General features: G+C 36.3%; 16 protein-coding genes. 6 read left to right on the forward strand and 10 right to left on the reverse strand.

Annotated features, from left to right (window positions below; genetic code table 11):
- Window position 1 precedes the first annotated feature (1 nt).
- The 6 genes from ugpE to ME3_RS05820 all read right to left on the reverse strand — a co-directional run bounded on the left by ugpE (window position 2) and on the right by ME3_RS05820 (window position 6121).
- Window positions 2-853, reverse strand: coding sequence for a sn-glycerol-3-phosphate ABC transporter permease UgpE (gene ugpE, locus ME3_RS05795; RefSeq protein WP_007477938.1), 852 nt, complete (start codon window positions 851-853; stop codon window positions 2-4).
- 11 nt (window positions 854-864) lie between these two features.
- Window positions 865-1749 carry a sn-glycerol-3-phosphate ABC transporter permease UgpA gene (ugpA, locus tag ME3_RS05800; protein WP_007477939.1) on the reverse strand — a complete coding sequence of 295 codons (885 nt, stop codon included), beginning with the start codon at window positions 1747-1749 and terminating at the stop codon, window positions 865-867.
- Between the two features lie 105 nt (window positions 1750-1854).
- Complete coding sequence (gene ugpB / locus ME3_RS05805) at window positions 1855-3180, reverse strand: sn-glycerol-3-phosphate ABC transporter substrate-binding protein UgpB (protein ID WP_007477940.1); 1326 nt, start codon at window positions 3178-3180, stop codon at window positions 1855-1857.
- A gap of 364 nt (window positions 3181-3544) precedes the next feature.
- Window positions 3545-4483 (reverse strand): metal ABC transporter solute-binding protein, Zn/Mn family, encoded by a 939-nt coding sequence (locus ME3_RS05810; RefSeq protein ID WP_007477942.1) that lies wholly within the window; start codon window positions 4481-4483, stop codon window positions 3545-3547.
- A 9-nt stretch (window positions 4484-4492) separates the two neighbouring features.
- Window positions 4493-5365: a metal ABC transporter permease gene (locus ME3_RS05815; RefSeq protein WP_007477945.1), complete on the reverse strand. Its 873-nt coding sequence runs from the start codon at window positions 5363-5365 to the stop codon at window positions 4493-4495.
- Window positions 5366-5380: 15 nt separating this feature from the next.
- Window positions 5381-6121, reverse strand: a complete 741-nt coding sequence (locus tag ME3_RS05820) for an ABC transporter ATP-binding protein (RefSeq protein WP_039952688.1) — start codon at window positions 6119-6121, stop codon at window positions 5381-5383.
- Between the two features lie 696 nt (window positions 6122-6817).
- Here ME3_RS05820 and nrdH point away from each other — a divergent pair.
- The 4 genes from nrdH to nrdF are packed head-to-tail and all read left to right on the forward strand — an operon-like array spanning window position 6818 to window position 10559.
- Window positions 6818-7042 carry a glutaredoxin-like protein NrdH gene (gene nrdH, locus ME3_RS05825; protein WP_007477950.1) on the forward strand — a complete coding sequence of 75 codons (225 nt, stop codon included), beginning with the start codon at window positions 6818-6820 and terminating at the stop codon, window positions 7040-7042.
- Window positions 7042-7434 carry a class Ib ribonucleoside-diphosphate reductase assembly flavoprotein NrdI gene (gene nrdI / locus ME3_RS05830; protein WP_007477955.1) on the forward strand — a complete coding sequence of 131 codons (393 nt, stop codon included), beginning with the start codon at window positions 7042-7044 and terminating at the stop codon, window positions 7432-7434. The genes nrdH and nrdI overlap by 1 nt, the downstream gene beginning before the upstream one ends.
- Window positions 7422-9572 (forward strand): class 1b ribonucleoside-diphosphate reductase subunit alpha, encoded by a 2151-nt coding sequence (gene nrdE / locus ME3_RS05835; RefSeq protein ID WP_039952672.1) that lies wholly within the window; start codon window positions 7422-7424, stop codon window positions 9570-9572. Before nrdI ends, nrdE begins: the two co-directional genes overlap by 13 nt.
- Before the next feature lie 12 nt (window positions 9573-9584).
- Window positions 9585-10559, forward strand: coding sequence for a class 1b ribonucleoside-diphosphate reductase subunit beta (nrdF, locus tag ME3_RS05840; protein ID WP_007477958.1), 975 nt, complete (start codon window positions 9585-9587; stop codon window positions 10557-10559).
- Here nrdF and prmC read toward each other — a convergent pair.
- The 4 genes from prmC to secA all read right to left on the reverse strand — a co-directional run bounded on the left by prmC (window position 10556) and on the right by secA (window position 15827).
- On the reverse strand, window positions 10556-11422 hold the full coding sequence (gene prmC / locus ME3_RS05845; protein ID WP_007477959.1) for a peptide chain release factor N(5)-glutamine methyltransferase: 867 nt from the start codon (window positions 11420-11422) through the stop codon (window positions 10556-10558). The two genes, nrdF and prmC, sit on opposite strands and share 4 nt — an antisense overlap.
- Window positions 11419-12498 carry a peptide chain release factor 1 gene (gene prfA / locus ME3_RS05850; RefSeq protein ID WP_007477960.1) on the reverse strand — a complete coding sequence of 360 codons (1080 nt, stop codon included), beginning with the start codon at window positions 12496-12498 and terminating at the stop codon, window positions 11419-11421. The genes prmC and prfA overlap by 4 nt, the downstream gene beginning before the upstream one ends.
- A gap of 179 nt (window positions 12499-12677) precedes the next feature.
- Complete coding sequence (locus ME3_RS05855) at window positions 12678-13094, reverse strand: Fur family transcriptional regulator (protein ID WP_007477961.1); 417 nt, start codon at window positions 13092-13094, stop codon at window positions 12678-12680.
- A 15-nt stretch (window positions 13095-13109) separates the two neighbouring features.
- Window positions 13110-15827, reverse strand: a complete 2718-nt coding sequence (gene secA / locus ME3_RS05860) for a preprotein translocase subunit SecA (protein WP_007477962.1) — start codon at window positions 15825-15827, stop codon at window positions 13110-13112.
- A gap of 413 nt (window positions 15828-16240) precedes the next feature.
- Between secA and ME3_RS05865 the strand changes: the two genes are divergently transcribed.
- Window positions 16241-17191: a peptidylprolyl isomerase gene (locus ME3_RS05865; protein ID WP_007477963.1), complete on the forward strand. Its 951-nt coding sequence runs from the start codon at window positions 16241-16243 to the stop codon at window positions 17189-17191.
- A gap of 100 nt (window positions 17192-17291) precedes the next feature.
- Window positions 17292-18530, forward strand: coding sequence for a bifunctional glutamate N-acetyltransferase/amino-acid acetyltransferase ArgJ (argJ, locus tag ME3_RS05870; protein WP_007477964.1), 1239 nt, complete (start codon window positions 17292-17294; stop codon window positions 18528-18530).
- Window positions 18531-18574: the final 44 nt, after the last annotated feature.

The raw sequence follows: 18574 nt of genomic DNA on the forward strand, positions 1-18574 counted from the left end.
ACTATTTCTCCGTTTCAGTGAGGCCTTTAACAAAAAGCCGATGCATGCAAATAACAACTAAAACTGGAGGCGCCATAGCGACAACTGATACTGCCATAAGAATATTCCATTGAGGATCATGTTGAACTGATTCTACAATAAGCTGTTTTAGAATAATAAGAATAGTTTGATGGTTTTGATCTGTCATAACAAGTAAAGGCCAGAGATATTGTATCCATCCATAAATGAACATGATAATAAATAAAGCAGCTATATTATTTTTACTAAGAGGTAAAAGAATATCCTTAAAAAATTTAAATGGTCCTGCACCATCAACACGAGCAGCTTCTAAAAGTTCATCAGGAATAGTTAAAAAGAATTGACGAAATAAAAATGTAGCAGTTGCTGAGGCAATCAATGGAATAATCATTCCACTGTAAGTATTTATCATGTTTAATTGTGCGACGACTGCATATGTTGGAATAATACGGACTTCAATGGGCAACATTAATGTGACAAAGATCAAAGTAAAAGCCGTTTTACGGAAAGGAAAGCGCATATAGACAATTGCGTAAGCAGAGAAGAGTGAAATAATAATTTTTCCAATGCTAATACCAATTGCCATTATGAGTGAGTTTATTAAAAGAGGTAAAAGGTTTGGAAGACCAAGTTGTGCGAGACCATCACCAAAAATTGTTTTATAATTTTCTAAAGTATATTGTCCTGGTAAGAGAGGGAGTGTTCCCGAGCTAAATGCGGTTGAGTTATGAGTTGAAGCAATAATAGCAACGTAAACAGGAAAACAAATAATGATAATGCCGACAATGAGGATAAGATGGGTCAGAAATGTCAAAAAAGGGCGATTTTCAACCATAATTTCTTTCCTTAATATTGTATGCGACGTTCAATCCAGCGAAACTGGATAAGTATTAAGCCAATAACTATAAACATTAAGATTATTGATTGTGCTGCTGATGCACCGATTATTTGATTTCTAAAACCGTCATTATATATTTTATAGACAAGTGTAGTTGTTGCATGCGCAGGTCCTCCAAAAGTCATATTATCAATAATGCCAAACGTATCAAACATGACATAATTGACGTTAATAACAAGAAGAAAAAAGGTTGTCGGTGAAAGTTGAGGAAAGACTATAGTCCAAAATCGTTTAAAAGGGCCAGCACCATCAATAGCAGCTGCTTCTATTTGAGATTGTGGTATAGATTGAAGTCCAGCCAGAAAAAAGAGAAAATTGTAGGAAATTTGTTGCCAGCTAGCAGCAATCACAATAAGGATCATTGCTTGAGTACCATTAATACGATGATTCCAAATAACATTTATTTTCTCAAGAAGAAAAGGGACAATTCCAATAGTTGGGTGGAAAATAAACAGCCATAATATACCTGCCAATACAGGGGCAACTGCATAAGGCCAGAGCAAGAGTATTGTATAAGTTTTTTTTGCATGAATAACACGATCAGCTGAAACAGCTAAAAGAAGCGATATCGTCATTGAAACAACAGTAACGGAAACAGAAAATATTATGGTTGTAAAAAATGATTTTATATAAATTGGATCAGAGAGAATCGTTGTATAGTTTTCAAATCCAATAAAAGTCGTGGTTAAGCCAAAAGGATCTTCACGCTCAAAAGATGATTTTATCGCTTGGGCAGTAGGCCAAAAGAAAAACAAGAAAGTTATAGCAAGCTGAGGAAAGAGTAGACAATAAGGAAGTAGTCTATTTTTAAAATATGCACGTTTTTCTTGCATTTACGGTGCTCTTTAGTAAGAAGCGTTGGAAGATAAGTCAAAAGAAAGTTGAAAAAATCAGCTTTTAAAGTTGAATTTTTAGCTTTTAACAATAATCATGAAATCTTAATGATTAGCTTTTTCAAATTCACGCAAAAGCTTATTGCCACGTTCAACCGCTTTATCCAATCCAGCTTTAGGTGTTTTAGAGCCGTTAAGAATAGCTTCCAATTCTTGATCAAGGATAGAGCGAATTTGTGGCAAGTTACCAAATCTTATTCCTTTTGAGTTCTCTGTTGGTGGGTTGAGATCAATTTGTTGAATAGCGATATCTGCACCTGGATTTTTTTCATAGAAATGTTGTTCTTTGTTTAGCTCATAAGCAGCTTTTGTGATGGGGAGATAGCCTGTTGTCTGGTGCCATTTTGCTTGATTATCTGTCCGCGAGAGGAATTTGAGAAAGGCCGCTGCTCCTGCATATTCTTCAGGTGTATGACCTTTTAATACCCAAATAGAAGCCCCCCCGACAATTGAGTTTTGTGGTGTATTTTGTACATCAGCATAATAGGGTAGCATACCAACTCCAACATTAAACTGAGCTTCTGAAATGATGCTGCTAAGCGATCCTGAAGATTGCATAAAGATTGCACAATGTTGTGCCATAAACATTGGAGCTGAATCTAATGCACCAGCTGGGCCACCGTAGCGAAAAATACCTTGATCTGACCATTTTTTAAGGTCAGTCCACATACGTATTTGCAAAGGTCCATTCACTGTTAGTTCTGAATCAAGCCCATTAAAACCGTTTTCTTTTGTTCCGAAGGGGATATTATGCAATGCTGAAAAATTTTCTAAACCAATCCATTGGGCTGCATAAGCCATTGTAAAACCACAACTTGCTGCTTTACTGTCAAGAATTTTTTTGGAAAAATTTTCGACATCTTGCCATGTTTTTGGTGGCTGTTCTGGATCAAGTCCTGCTTTTGTAAAAATGTCTTTATTATAAAAAAGAATTGGTGTTGAAGCATTGAATGGCATGGAAAGCATTCGTCCTTTTTCATCAGAGTAATAACTACTGATGGTAGACAAATAGTCTGCAGAGTTAAATTCTTGCTTTGTGTCATTCATAAGTTGATAAAGTGGATAAATTGCACCTTTTGCAGCCATCATGGTACTCGTACCAATTTCATAAATTTGGGCAAGAACGGGTTGCTGTTTTCCGCGAAATGCTGCAATAAGTGAGACCATGCTTTCTTCATATTCTCCACGAAATGAAGGAATGATTTTGTAATCAGATTGGCTTGCATTAAAATCATTAATTAAATTTTCAGTTTGTTTTCCTAGCTCACCGCTCATAGAATGCCAAAAACTGATTTTTGTTTGCGTGAAACCCGTTGTTGCTGCAGTCATAATAATTGCAAATGCTACTGCGGAAAGATAAAAACGGTTCATAATTCACCTTTTCTGAGTTAATGGAACACAGTTTTCAAGATTATATATTATGATGCATAAATAATACCATGATGGTTCATTTCAGAAATACGTTAATTTATTTAAACATGAACCATAAAAAGGTCAAACGAATTTGTATAAACTTACCAATTTTACCATTTTGAAATATTATGCAAATGAGTACAAGTAATTGACTGCAATAATTCAAACAAGAATAGAGACCCGATCAAAGATGAAATCAGGCGGCTTGTTTAGATAAGAATATACAATATTTAAATTTATTATTTTTCAGTAAAATGCCATTGAATTTTTGTAATGTTTGTTGATAGTTTTGAATATTATTTTAAAAGCTGTTGTTCACGTCTTAGTTATTGATAAATTGAGAGGTCTGTATTGCATGGATGATAGTGTTAACATTGTATTGTATCATACTCAGATAAGTTGCTGCAGGGTCGTTTTTTTCCGATAATGCATCAGAATAAAGAATGCCACCAATTTTCAAATTTGTTTCTTTTGCAATCTGTTCTATAAGGCGGGGGTTGGAGATATTTTCAACGAACAATGCAGATGCTTTATTGGCTTTAATTTGCTTAATAAGGTTGGCAACATCTGCTGCAGTGGCTTCTGTCTCTGTTGAGATACTTTGAGGTGCAAGTATAGTAAAACCATACTCATGAGCAAAATAATTAAAAGCATCATGAGATGTAATAATGATGCGTTTATCTTGTGGGATGGTCGCAATTTGTGTTGTAATAGCTGCTTGCAGTGTATCGAGTTTTTGGAGATAAGCATCAGCATTTTTATTATAGCTTTCACATGATTGGTGATCGATTGTACAAAAAGCAACAGCAATATTTTTGACATAAATTTTTACATTAGAGATAGCTTGCCAAGCGTGTGGATCAATACTGTTGTGATGATGATGTTTTGTACCGTGTTCTTGATCTTTAAGTGTAAGGGCGGGAATGTTGGCACTAGCTTCAATAAGAAGTGCTTTTGTATCGCTTGCTGCGATGAGTCGGTTAATAGAATCTTCTAAATGAAGTCCATTTACAAAAATAATATGAGCGTCTCTAAGAACTTTTACATCACGTGGAGTGGGTTCATACGTATGAATGCTTGCATTAGGGCCAACTAAAGTTGTCATGGAAATATGATCACCTCCTACATTTTCTACCAAGTCTGCGAGGATAGAAAAGCTTGCGACAACTTTGATCTTATTATTTGCAGTGGCAGAAGATGAAAAAAAGGCGAAGAATAAAATAAAGCCGAGTAAAGCAAATTGTTTAACACGTGTGTGCATATTGTTTTCCTATGATGAAGAAGAAGTATAAAAAAGACGAGGGAACCGTGCTGCAATAAGGCCGCGTGGGCTTATGAAACAAGAGAGAATATAGATAAATCCTGCAACTAAAATAATAGTAGGGCCAGAGGGAAGTGACATGTGAAAAGAAAGTAATAGACCAAATGCGCTAGAAATTATTCCTAAAATGATAGATAGCACACAAATAGACCCTAGCCGCGAAAGCCAAAAACGAGCCGTGATGGCTGGAATCATCATAATGCCGACCGACATTAGAGCTCCTAGTGAGTGGAAACCACCGACCAGATTAAATACCGTAAGTCCAAGTAATAATATATGGATATATTTTCCTAAGGGAGAAAGTGATTTAAAAAACAATGGATCAAGGCTTTCCATTATAAGAGCACGCCAGAAAATACACAGACTGCTCATTGTTATCAACATTAAGGTAGTAATTAACCAAAGGGCTTCTGTGTCAATGGAAAGAACTGAACCAAATAAAAAATGAAGAAGATCAACAGTTGATCCTTTGAGTGAAATGATAATAACTCCTCCTGCTAACGCAATAAGGTAAAAGACTGCCATTGATGCGTCTTCTTTTTGAAAGCCATTGCGTGAAATTAAGGCAGTCGCTAACACGACAATAATGCCCGCTATGATTCCACCAATAGCCATAGGAATGAGGACAAACCCATAAAATAGAAAGGAAATTGCAACACCAGGAAGAATAGCATGAGACATGGCATCGCCTATTAAGCTCATTCCACGTAGTGTTAAAAACACGCCAATAGGACAGGCGCTCATGGCTAATAGAGTCGAACCGATTAAGGCATTTTGCATGAATTTGAAATCAATAAAAGGTGCAAGGAAAAATTCGTACACGTATTATAATCCAATCTACTTAGAATCATTGACAGGGAAATATTGTTTTAGTGAATTGTTAGGAGAAAAACTGGGTATGAAAAATGGCACGCTATGATGGTCACTAGGGGTGAGGAATGGTGTTGCTTCTCTATAAAAGGCACATTGTTTATTGATTTGAATCGTTTTGGGAAAATGCTCTTGAACAATAAGAGGATCGTGCAGTGCCATAAGAACAGTTCGTCCTTGTTTTTGCCAATGGGTAATTAGTGCAAGAAGATCTTTTTGGGTATTAAGATCCACACCGTTGAAAGGTTCATCAAGCAATATGATATCAGTATCCTGTACAATAATACGTGCAAAAAGAGCACGCTGTAATTGACCACTTGATAGTGTATCAAGCGAGCGATTAGCGAGCTCTGTAAGCCCAACTATTTCGAGTGCATTTTTAATTTTATCTTGATAAGAGCGCTGGTTTTTCAATAACCCACAAAAAGACCACAGTCCTGTCTTTATAAGCGTTTCTACATTGATTGGAAACGTTCGGTCAATTTCACATTGTTGGGCAAGATAAGCGACACGGCTTTTCATTGGTTTTGTAATTTTGCCACTAATAGGCTTAATCAATCCTGCGATGGCTTTAAGCAATGTAGATTTTCCAGAACCATTATCACCAATTATTGCGATTAATGAGTTTACTGTTAATTTTGCTGAAAAATCCTTTATTATTGTCCTATTTGCATAACCTAGTGTTACATTGTTGAAATATAAGCACATATCCATACCATTTTTATTCTTTCTACATAAGTTATGTTATATAGTTACGTTTGTCAATGAAATGTTATATCGTTGTATATGTTTTTGAAGGTTATATACTTTGATGGGAAGATCGTGGAAAATTCACAATAATGGTTGAATTTTTCTTGACGAAATAACGTGCGTGTATACTATATATAGTATCAAAATGATTGATGATTTTAAATGAGCGCAAATGGGAATATCACGCATTTTTGAAGCTCTGATTGCTTCTACAATATAGCAAAAATTGTATTATAAATAATTGAGTAGTAGTTCCGCTAAAGTGTTTGTTTAGCGAGGGAGGTTTTTTTTGTATTGTTTGTAAATCGAAAACTTTTTTGCAATGTGAAAAGCCTAGAGGGATATAAGGAACATCCTCTTACTATTTTTATAAAAACAGTAAGAGAGGGGAATGGAAAATGAGTTAAAGTAAGATGTTAAAAATGTTGTTTTGTAACTGATTATTGTAAAATAGCCATTTGTTAGCATCAAGTTTTTATTATTTAGTAATGGAGTGTCGCTTAATATCTAAGGTTTGTATTTATTTGTAACTAAAATATAGCTGTATGTATTTTACATGAAAGTTACTTTTTTTATTATTTTGTAAGTATTTGTATAAATTGTCAGAGTAAACTTTTTTAGGTTGTTTTTTTTGAAATATGAAAGTTGAAGAGAATGTCTATAACTATTTATAGTAAGCCATCTTGTGTCCAATGTAATGCTACTTATCGTGCCTTCGATGCTAAGGGTATTAATTATCGTGTCGTTGATATTTCACGTGATGAACAAGCCTATAATTTTATTCAATCTCTAGGGTATCGTCAGGTTCCTGTAGTTGTATGTGGTGAAAATCATTGGTCGGGTTTTAGACCAGATATGATTAATGGTCTTTGTGGCTAATGGGGCTTATTGTCTATTATTCGAGTGTAACGGGTAATACTGAGTATTTCGTTTCTCAGCTAGGTCAACAGCTTTTCAAAATTGATAAAAAAAAACCATCTGTGTTAGTTGGAAAGCCTTATATATTGGTCGTACCTACCTATGCAGACGGAGAAGGTAGGATGGCGGTGCCAAAGCCCGTTATTCATTTCCTTAATGAAATAGAAAACCGTAAATTAATTCGTGGAGTAATTGGAGGAGGAAATCGTAATTTCGGTTGTAATTATAGTTTAGCGAGCAAGATTATTTCTGAAAAATGTTTTGTACCTTGCCTTTATCGTTTTGAGTTGCGTGGAACAGATGAAGACGTTATTTTTGTTAAAAAGGGATTAGAAAAGTTTTGGAAAAAATAGATATGGAAGGGCTTCAGAAGCCGGATCAAATTACAGATTATCATGCACTCAATGCAATGCTTAACCTTTATGATGAAAATGGTCATATTCAATTTGATATGGATCGCCTTGCTGCACGGCAATATTTTCTCCAGCATGTTAATCAAAATACGGTTTTTTTTCATGATTTGAAGGAAAAAATAGACTATCTGATAGAAGAAGGTTATTACGAGAAAGCGTTATTTGAGCTTTATGATTTTTCTTTTGTCAAAAAGCTGTTTAAACGTGCTTATGCATTTAAATTTCGTTTTCCTACCTTTTTGGGGGCGTTCAAATATTATACCAGTTATACGCTGAAAACCTTTGATGGAAAGCGCTATCTTGAGCGTTATGAAGATCGTGTTTGCCTTGTTGCTTTATATTTAGCGCAAGGCAATAAAACTCTTGCTGAGTGTTTGGTTGATGAGATTATTACAGGGCGGTTTCAACCTGCAACACCGACGTTTTTAAATGCAGGGAAAAAGCAACGAGGTGAGTTGGTATCGTGTTTTCTATTGCGGGTTGAAGATAATATGGAGTCGATTGGTCGCTCGATTAATTCAGCTTTGCAACTTTCAAAACGCGGTGGAGGTGTTGCACTTTGTTTGACTAATTTGCGAGAAGCAGGGGCACCGATCAAACAGATAGAAAATCAGTCATCTGGTGTTTTGCCTGTGATGAAATTGTTAGAAGATGCATTTTCTTATGCTAATCAACTTGGTGCGCGACAAGGTGCTGGTGCTGTCTATTTACATGCGCATCATTTAGATATTATGACATTTTTAGATACAAAGCGCGAAAATGCTGACGAAAAGGTTAGAATCAAAACTCTTTCGCTTGGTGTTATCATCCCTGATATTACTTTTGAACTTGCACGTAATAATGAGGATATGTATCTATTTTCGCCTTATGACATTGAACGGGTTGTGGGAAAACCTTTTAGCGACATTTCTTTGACGGAGCATTATCGATCTTTTGTTGATAATTCAAAAATCCGTAAGAAGAAGATAAGTGCGCGTGTTTTTTTTCAGACATTAGCAGAAATACAGTTTGAATCAGGTTATCCATATCTTTTGTTTGAAGATACAGCTAATAGAACTAACCCGATAGCAGGTCGTATTAATATGAGCAATCTATGCTCAGAAATTTTGCAGGTAAATGAAGCAAGTGAGCTGGAAACAGATTTAACTTATCGTACAGTTGGAAATGATATATCATGTAATCTTGGTTCAATGAACATCGCAAAAGCGATGGAAAGCAGTGATTTTGGTTGGACAGTGGAAACAGCTGTTCGTGCCCTTACTGCTGTTTCTGATATGAGTAATATTGCGTGTGTACCTTCTATTGCAAAGGGCAATTCCGAAAGTCATGCAATTGGTTTGGGGCAAATGAATTTGCACGGTTTTTTAGCACGTGAACGGATTTATTATGGGTCGCCGGAAGCAATTGATTTCACTAATATCTATTTTTATACAGTAACATATCACGTATTGCGTGCTTCCAATTTGATTGCGAGCGAACGTCAGAAAGTATTTGTAGGATTTGAAAAATCAGCTTATGCAGATGGCCGTTTTTTCACAAAATATATTGAGAAAGAATGGAAACCACAATTTCCACTTGTACAAGAGCTTTTTGAGCGTAATAATATCGTTATACCAAATCAAGAAGACTGGAAGGAGCTCAAGAAATCAGTTATCGAACATGGGCTTTATAATCGCAATCTTCAAGCTATTCCGCCTACAGGATCTATTTCCTACATTAATCATGCGACTTCTTCGATTCATCCAATTGCTTCAAAGATTGAAATTCGTAAAGAAGGTAAGATCGGACGCGTTTATTATCCTGCTCCTTATATGGATAATACAAATTTAGATTTCTATCAGGATGCTTATGAGATTGGGCCTGAAAAAATTATTGATACTTACGCCGCTGCGACGCAGCATGTAGATCAAGGTCTTTCGTTGACTTTATTTTTTCCTGATACAGCTACTACGCGTGATGTTAACTGTGCACAAATTTATGCTTGGAAAAAAGGTATAAAAAGTGTTTATTATATCCGTCTACGGCAAAAGGCATTGAGTGGAACAGAAGTTGATGGCTGTGTTTCGTGCAGCTTGTAGAAGGAAAATTATATGACACGAATTTCAACTAAAAATCCTGTTATTTGCGCTGTAAATTGGAATAAGTTGCATGATGAAAAAGATCTTGAAGTTTGGAATCGTTTAACTGGAAATTTTTGGTTGCCTGAAAAAGTACCACTTTCCAATGACATTCCTTCATGGGCAAGTCTAACAGAAGAAGAGCGCAAGCTGACAATTCGTGTTTTCACAGGGCTGACTTTGCTTGATACAGTTCAAAATACTGTAGGAGCCATTTCACTTATGGCTGATGCAATAACAGAACATGAAGAAGCTGTTTTGACAAATATTGCATTTATGGAAGCAGTTCATGCACGTTCTTATTCTTCTATTTTTTCAACCTTATGTTCAACAGCAGAAGTCGATGATGCTTTCAGATGGTCAGAAGAAAATGTTCATTTACAGAAAAAAGCAACATTAGTGCTTGAACGTTATGAAGCAAGTGATCCATTAAAGAAAAAAATTGCCTCGACTTTGCTTGAAAGTTTTTTATTTTATTCTGGTTTTTATTTACCTATGTATTGGTCAAGTCGTGCTAAGCTGACTAATACAGCTGATTTAATCCGGCTTATTATCCGTGATGAGGCGGTTCATGGTTATTATGTTGGTTATAAATTTCAATTAGGGTTTGCTAAACTTGATGAAGTTAAAAAGCAAGAAATAAAAGACTTTGCTTTTAATATGCTATTTGATCTTTACAGTATTGAATGTAAATACACTGAAGATCTTTATGACGCTATCGGATTGACAGAAGATGTTAAAGTTTTTATTCATTATAATGCGAATAAGGCATTAATGAATTTGGGTTTTGAGCCTCTTTTTCCACCTGAAGTTTGTCGAGTTAACCCTGCTATTTTGGCAGCTTTATCGCCAAATTCCGATGAAAATCATGACTTCTTTTCAGGTTCAGGTTCTTCTTATGTTATTGGTAAAGCAGTTGCAACCACAGATGACGACTGGGAATTTTAAGCATTAAGTGAAAAAAGAAGTGCGCGAGGTATGCCATTTAAATCTTTGCGCATTTTTAAATATTCAAAACCGTTTTTTTCAAACAAATCGCAGACTTCTTTTTGCTGAGAATATCCTATTTCAACAGCGACATAAGCTTTTTCTTTTAGATAGTTTGCTGATTCATGTGCGAGTTTTCGATAAAAATCAAGGCCATCTTTTCCACCAACTAAAGCACGTAGCGGATCATGCAGACGCACTTCTTTTGCAAGGTTTTGGATATCTTTTTCAGGAATATAGGGTGGGTTGGAAATAATAAGATCAAATTGACCTGTGACAGAAGTAAACCAATCACTAAGTAAAGGTGTAAAACGTTGCGCAATGTCTGCATGCTTCGCATTTTTTGTAGCTGTTTTTAAGGCATCTTCAGAAATGTCAACGGCTATTGCATAAGTTTGAGTAATTTGTTTGAGAATAGCGATAGCAATGGCACCGCTTCCTGTTCCCATATCAAGAAAAGTTGCTTTCCCTGTTTTTTCTACCTGTTTTTTAAGAATTGGCAAAACGAGATCGACAAGTGTTTCTGTATCAGGGCGTGGTTCTAATGTATCTTGAGATAAAGCAAGTGATATACCATAAAAATCTCGTTTTCCAATAATGCGATGGATGGGCTCTCCAGCAATACGGCGCTGTATGGCTTTTTCTAATTGTGCGATCTGTTTAGAAGACAGACGCATATTTGGCTGCAGAATTCGATCAGTAGGGTTTGTACTTGTTACCCACTCAACAAGTAGCTTTGCATCAAGATTGGCTTCAGGAATTCTTTGATATTGTAACTTTTCCTGGGTTTTCCGGATGGTACTGTTGAGAGAATGATCACTCATTTGTTATCGTTCATTTCAGTAAGGAGTTCTGTCTGATGATTGGAAATAAGTGCATGAATAAGTTCATCAAGATCTCCCTCCATGACACGATCAAGCTTATACAAAGTGAGATTAATACGATGATCAGTCACACGTCCTTGTGGGAAATTGTAAGTACGAATACGTTCCGATCGATCACCGGAGCCAATTTGAGTTTTACGAGATTCTGAACGCTCATTTTCTGCTTTTTGTCGTTCAATATCAAATAAACGCGCGCGTAAAATTTGAAGTGCACGTGTTCGATTTTGGTGTTGTGATTTTTCTGCTTGTACAACCATAATTCCTGTTGGAATATGGGTGATACGTACAGCTGAATCCGTTGTATTTACATGCTGCCCACCTGCACCAGAAGCACGCATTGTATCAATACGAATATCTTCTGGATGAATTGCAATGTCAATTTCTTCGGCTTCTGGGAGTACTGCAACGGTGGCAGCTGATGTATGGATACGTCCACCAGCTTCTGTTTCAGGGATTCGTTGTACGCGGTGAACACCTGATTCAAACTTAAGTTTAGAAAATACACCTTTGCCAGAAACGGTAGCAACAATTTCTTTATATCCACCAACATCTCCATCACTCAATGAAATGATTTCAACTTTCCAGTTATGAGTATTGGCATAACGTTCATACATGCGAAAAAGATCACCAGCAAAAAGCGCTGCTTCTGATCCACCTGTTCCTGCTCGAATTTCAATAATAGCGCTTTTTTCATCAGCAATATCTTTGGGTAGAAGAAGAATTTGGAGTTCTCGCTCAAGTTGCTCAATTTTTTGACATAGTAATAACAGTTCTTCTTGAGCAAGATTACGCATTTCCACATCTGTTTGCTTATCACTAATGATGTTTTTGAGTTCTTCTATTTCTTTGTAGAGAGCGTTTAATGTGCGTATAGGGGTAACGATTAACTGTAATTCTGCATATTCAGAAGCTAATTTTATATAAATTTCAGCATTTGGGCTTCCGGCCATTTGGCTTTCAATTACTTCAAAGCGCTTTTCAATTTGCTTTATACGGTTTTGCGGCAAAGAAACCATGGGCAATATTAGCCTAATTTTGTTATAATATTAATAGTTCGTATAATCATCATATGGTAAAGGCTTGATCAAGCAAAAAAAACGTTTTTAACTATGAAAACTATAAAATTCTAAAGCGAATTTGTGTAAAACTTATTTTGAGTGAGCAGTTTCTAAATAAGGCACATAAAATCACCAATTTAGGAATTACGTTTTTTCCCATAAAGCTCAAGACGATGGTGAATTATATTGTAGCCGAGAGAATGGGCGATCTCTTCTTGCAATTTTTCAATAATATCAGACTGAAATTCGATAATGTGTCCTGTTTCTACATCAATAAGATGGTCATGGTGTTGGCCATTTGCTTGTTCAAAACGCGATGGTCCGCCACTGAAAGCGTGACGATGAATTGTTCCATTTTCTTCTAATGTTTTCATTGTGCGATAAACAGTCGACAGTGAAATACTAGAATCTATTTTGTTTGCACGCTGAAAAATTTCAAATGCATTAAGGTGGTCATCTGTATCGGTTAAAATATCGAGAATAATACGCCTTTGGCGTGTTATCCTTAAACCTGCAGCTCGCAATACTTGTTCATAGTTTTGTTTTTTATCCATCTTAACTGTCTACTTCTATATGAAGGAGCCATGACAATGTTTATATTTTTTTGCTGAACCGCAAGGACAAAGCTCATTGCGTCCAATTTTTCCCCATGTGGTTGGATCATTGGGGTTACGTTTAGTTGGATCAACAAACCTATTTTCTTGTGTTCGAGCCCACAAGAAAGTATCATTTTTTTCATTTTGATTATCAGAAGCAGACTGGTCAATACAGGTTTGCACAGGTGCTGTTGGTTCTGTAGGTTGTTGAATAACCTCAAAACGCATGAGTTTAGAAATAGCATTTCTACGTAGATTTCTGAGCATGGTTTGAAAGAGTTCAAATGCTTCTGTTTTATATTCATTGAGAGGATCTCGTTGAGCATATCCACGAAAACCAATAATAGAACGTAAATGATCTAAATTAACTAGATGTTCACGCCATAATGTGTCAATTGTTTCAAGTAATATAGCTTTATGAAAGTAGGCCATAATTTCTGGACGATATTGTTCAGTGCGCTCATTTTCAAGTTTGGTAACGGCTTCTAATACGCGTTCAAAAATTTGTTTTTCAGCAACTCCATCTTCTTTTGCCCATTCTTCCACTGGTAGTTCAAGATTAAAAAGCTGATGCAGCTCTTTTTGCAAAGCTTTCGTATCCCATTTTTCAGAATATGTTCCAGATGGAATGTAGGCTTCTACCAAATTATCAACCACCTCATGTCGCATTTCACTAATTGTTTCCGTCAAATTTTCTGCATTCATAATTTCCATACGCTGCTCAAAAATAACTTTGCGTTGATCATTCATCACATCGTCATATTTTAACAGGTTTTTACGGATTTCGAAGTTTCGTGCTTCAACTTTTTTTTGAGCTTTTTCAAGCGCTTTATTAATCCATGGATGGATAATGGCTTCATTTTCTCTCAATCCAAGTTTTTGCAATACGCTATTCATACGGTCGGAACCAAAGATACGCATAAGGTCGTCTTGAAGTGAAAGAAAAAATTTTGAACGACCCGGATCGCCCTGACGTCCAGAACGACCACGAAGCTGATTGTCAATACGACGACTTTCATGGCGCTCGGTAGCAAGAACATAAAGACCACCGGCAGATAATGCTTTTTCTTTAAGTTGCTTGACGTCTTTTATAATTTCTTCAATTCTAGCAATTCGTTCCGCTCCTTCGGGGATATCCTGTAGCTCTTGTCGAATTCGCATCTCAACATTACCACCAAGCTGTATGTCAGTGCCGCGACCTGCCATATTTGTTGCGATGGTTAATGCTCCGGGAACACCAGCTTGTGCGATAATATATGCTTCTTGTTCATGGTAGCGAGCATTTAAAACTTTAAAATTGGTAATACCTTCTTTGCGTAAGCGTTCTGCTAGTTGTTCTGATTTTTCAATAGAAGTAGTACCTACAAGGATAGGTTGTCCTTTTTCGTGTGCTTGACGAATATCTCGCACAATGGCACGATATTTTTCTTCCGCTGTTCGATAGATTTCATCATCTTCATCAAGACGTTGCACCGGAAGATTTGTAGGGATTTCAACAACTTCAAGGCCATAGATATTATTGAATTCTTCAGCTTCTGTTACAGCAGTCCCCGTCATACCAGACAATTTTTTATACATACGGAAATAATTTTGAAAAGTAATAGATGCTAATGTCTGATTTTCTGGTTGAATGGCTACATGTTCTTTGGCTTCTAGTGCTTGATGCAAACCTTCAGAATAACGCCGTCCTGGCATCATACGACCTGTAAATTCATCAATAATGACGATTTCGCCATTACGAACAATATAATCTTTGTCCTGAATAAATAGTTTATGGGCTTTCAAAGCATTGTTGATATGGTGAACAGTAGCAACATTTTCTATATCATAGAGACTTCCACTTTTAAGAAGCCCGGCTTGTTCAAGCATTTTTTCAATTTTTTCAGTACCGATTTCGGTAAAAATTGTTGTTTTTTGTTTTTCATCTATTTCGTAGTCTTCTGGAGTTAGAGAAGAAATAAATGTGTCAATAAGATTATAGAAGTCGGTGCGATCTTCTAGAGGACCGGAAATAATAAGAGGGGTACGCGCTTCATCTATGAGGATTGAATCAACTTCATCGATAATTGCATAATGATGCCCACGTTGAACCATTTGGTTAGGGCTAAAGGTCATATTATCACGTAAATAATCAAAACCCAATTCATTATTTGTCGCATAGGTAATGTCACACGCATAGGCTGCTCGGCGAGCATCGCTATCGAGGTCATGTAGAATAACACCTGTGCTTAAACTCAAAAATCCGTAAATTTTGCTCATTGCTTCAGCATCACGACTAGCAAGATAATCGTTCACAGTAACAACATGAACACCTTTTCCTTCTAATGCGTTGAGGTAAACTGGCAAAGTTGCCATTAATGTTTTACCTTCACCGGTACGCATTTCAGCGATGCCTCGATCATGAAGAACCATTCCACCGATGAGTTGTACATCAAAGGGACGCATGCTATAAACACGTTTTGCTGCTTCACGGACAGTTGCAAAAGCTTCCACTAAGAGCGAATCAATAGTTGCTCCTTCAGTTAATCTTTGACGAAATTCGCTAGTTTTTTGGCAAAGCTGCGTATCACTTAATTTTTGGAATTGTTCTTCCAACGCATTAATTTGTACAACTTTTTGGCGAAAAGTTTTAATACGACGCTCATGAGCTGAACCAAAAAGTTTGCGCACAAAAACACCTAAATTGACCATTCCTGGTCCTTTCTTTTATTTATTACCATTGCGCTTGGTCGCTTCAATATTCAAATATATTATCCCTATTTTGTATCTTTTAGAGGTACTTGATACAACCAAAAATGTGGGCAATATTATCATATTTCTAGTAGGTAACTTCTTTATATTTAAATTTTATAGTAGATAAAAGGCTAAATCCATCGTGTCAACTTTAGGAATATTATTTAGTTTATAGAGTATAGAATGATTTAGGGTATAATATGACATTTTTCACTATGGTTATGGTATATATTATCCGAGTAAAACAAGATAAAAGGATAAATTCTGCGTTTTTTTAACAAAATTGCTGATTTATTTATCATGTTAGAGATTAAAGTGCTATGATAAAAATTAAAGCCTGGAAGTACATTCATTCTTAAGGGAGTATATTTATGAAATTCAAATTAACAACGCTCTTTGTGACATCAACTTTATTGGTAAGCACGAGTTTGAGTGTAGTGGCTCAAGATCACGTAAAATCTGCACCAAATGATTTGAATACTTTAGATAAAGCCTCAGCAAAACCAATTGCGCCTTCTCACGTTATGGCCATTATTAATGGGAAGAGTATTACAGCGGGTGAATTGGATGAGCTAGCACTTGAAATAAATCCTAATTTGGCACGTCTTTCTGATGAACAGCGTCGTATAACAGTTTTAAAAGCCTATTTAGATATGCAAGCGCTTGCTAAAGCAGCAATTGAGAGAGGTATCGATAAAACAGAAGTTTATGATAAACGTATGGCAATTATGCGTGATAATGTTCTTCAGCGACTTTATTTTAAACAGATGGTTGTTGATAAAATTCAAGATGCTGATTTGCAAGCTCTTTATGATAAGGAAGTTGCTGCTTTACCTAAAGAAGATGAGGTTAAAGCGCGTCATATTTTGGTTAAAACGAAAGAAGCAGCAGAGGCTATTGTTAAGCGCTTAAAGAAGGGTGAAAGTTTTGAAGAGATTGCAAAAAAGGATTCAACAGATGGTTCTGCTTCTGTAGGCGGTGATCTCGGTTATTTTAGTTATGGTCAAATGGTTAAACCCTTTGAAGATGCTGCATTTAGTTTGAAAGTTGGTGAATACACTAAAAAGCCTGTTGAAAGCCCATTTGGTTGGCATATTATCAAAGTGGAAGATCGTCGCCCCAAACAACCTCCTGCATTTGATGATGTTAAAGAGGTATTGCGTACACAGATTATGAAAGATCGTTATCATGCATTAATCACTGATTTGCGTAATAAGGTAGATGTAAAATATCCTGATTCTAATATTGCAAAACTCATGCAATCACTTAATGAAAATAATGCAGCCCTTCCAGGTGAAACATCCAATGAAGAAGAGGAATAATATCTTTTCAATCTAGATTATTTGATGTTTTTTCTTTTTCAAAAATTTCAGCAGTTATTTAATTGCATGAGATTTCATTGATTTTGACGGAAAATACGTAATGGCTGTACAGATATCGCCTTTATCTCCCAAAACAATACAAGAGCTTCCACCATTATCTGGTGTACGGATGGCGACGGCGGAAGCTGGGATTAAATATAAAAATCGTACAGACCTTCTCTTGATCGTATTTGATGAGCCAGCAAATGTGGCAGGTGTTTTTACATGTTCTAAATGTCCGTCTTCTTCTGTGGATCATTGTCGTGCATCGCTTTCTCATGGAGTTGCGAGGGGTGTTGTTGTTAATTCTGGGAATGCAAATGCTTTTACAGGACGTAAAGGTAAGCAAATAACAGATGCGATAGTACACACTGCAGCAAGTGTCTTAAAGGCTAGAGAAAATGAAATTTTTTTGGCCTCTACTGGTGTTATTGGCGAATTAATGAATGCATCTTGTTTATTAAATCTTTTGCCCAATATGGCTGCTGAAGCAGAAGAAGGAAATTGGTTAGAAGCTGCAAAAGCTATTATGACAACTGATACGTTTCCAAAGCTTGCAACACGCAGATTTGACTTTGGGGGGGAAATTGTAACCATTAATGGAATTGCAAAAGGTTCTGGTATGATTGCTCCAGATATGGCAACAATGCTTTCTTTTGTAGTAACTGATGCGGCAATTACTTCGGATATACTTCAATCTATGCTATCAGAGACGGTTCAGGGATCTTTCAATTCGATTACTGTTGATAGTGATACTTCAACATCCGATACATTGATGGTATTTGCAACAGGGAAAGTAACAAGCAATTCTCTTTGTTTGACGAGTAAATCAGATCCGCGTTATAAGGCATTTACAAAGCAATTGAGTGAGCTTTTGCATGAACTTGCATTACAGGTTGTTTGTGATGGTGAAGGGGCCCGTCATTTAATTGAAGTTAGTGTAACTGGTGCCACAACAGATAATGCCGCTAAAAGCATTGCTCTATCAATTGCAAATTCACCACTTGTAAAAACGGCTATTGCGGGTGAAGATGCTAATTGGGGGCGGGTGGTTATGGCGGTTGGTAAAGCTGGTGTTGAAGCAAATCGTGATCTCTTAACGATTTGGTTTGGCGAACATCGTGTGGCTGTCAATGGAGAGCGTGATCCTGATTATAGTGAAGAGATGATGAGCACTTATATGAAAAACCAATACATTATGATTCGTGTCGATATCGGTCTTGGAAGTGGTAAAGCGACAGTTTGGTCTTGCGATTTAACAAAAGAATATGTTGCAATTAATGGCGACTATAGAAGTTAATTGATGTAAAACTAATATATTAAGTATACATTCTCTTTTAATTA

Origin of the sequence: Bartonella melophagi K-2C, from assembly GCF_000278255.1 — a bacterium.
GTDB classification, from domain to species: Bacteria; Pseudomonadota; Alphaproteobacteria; order Rhizobiales; family Rhizobiaceae; genus Bartonella; species Bartonella melophagi.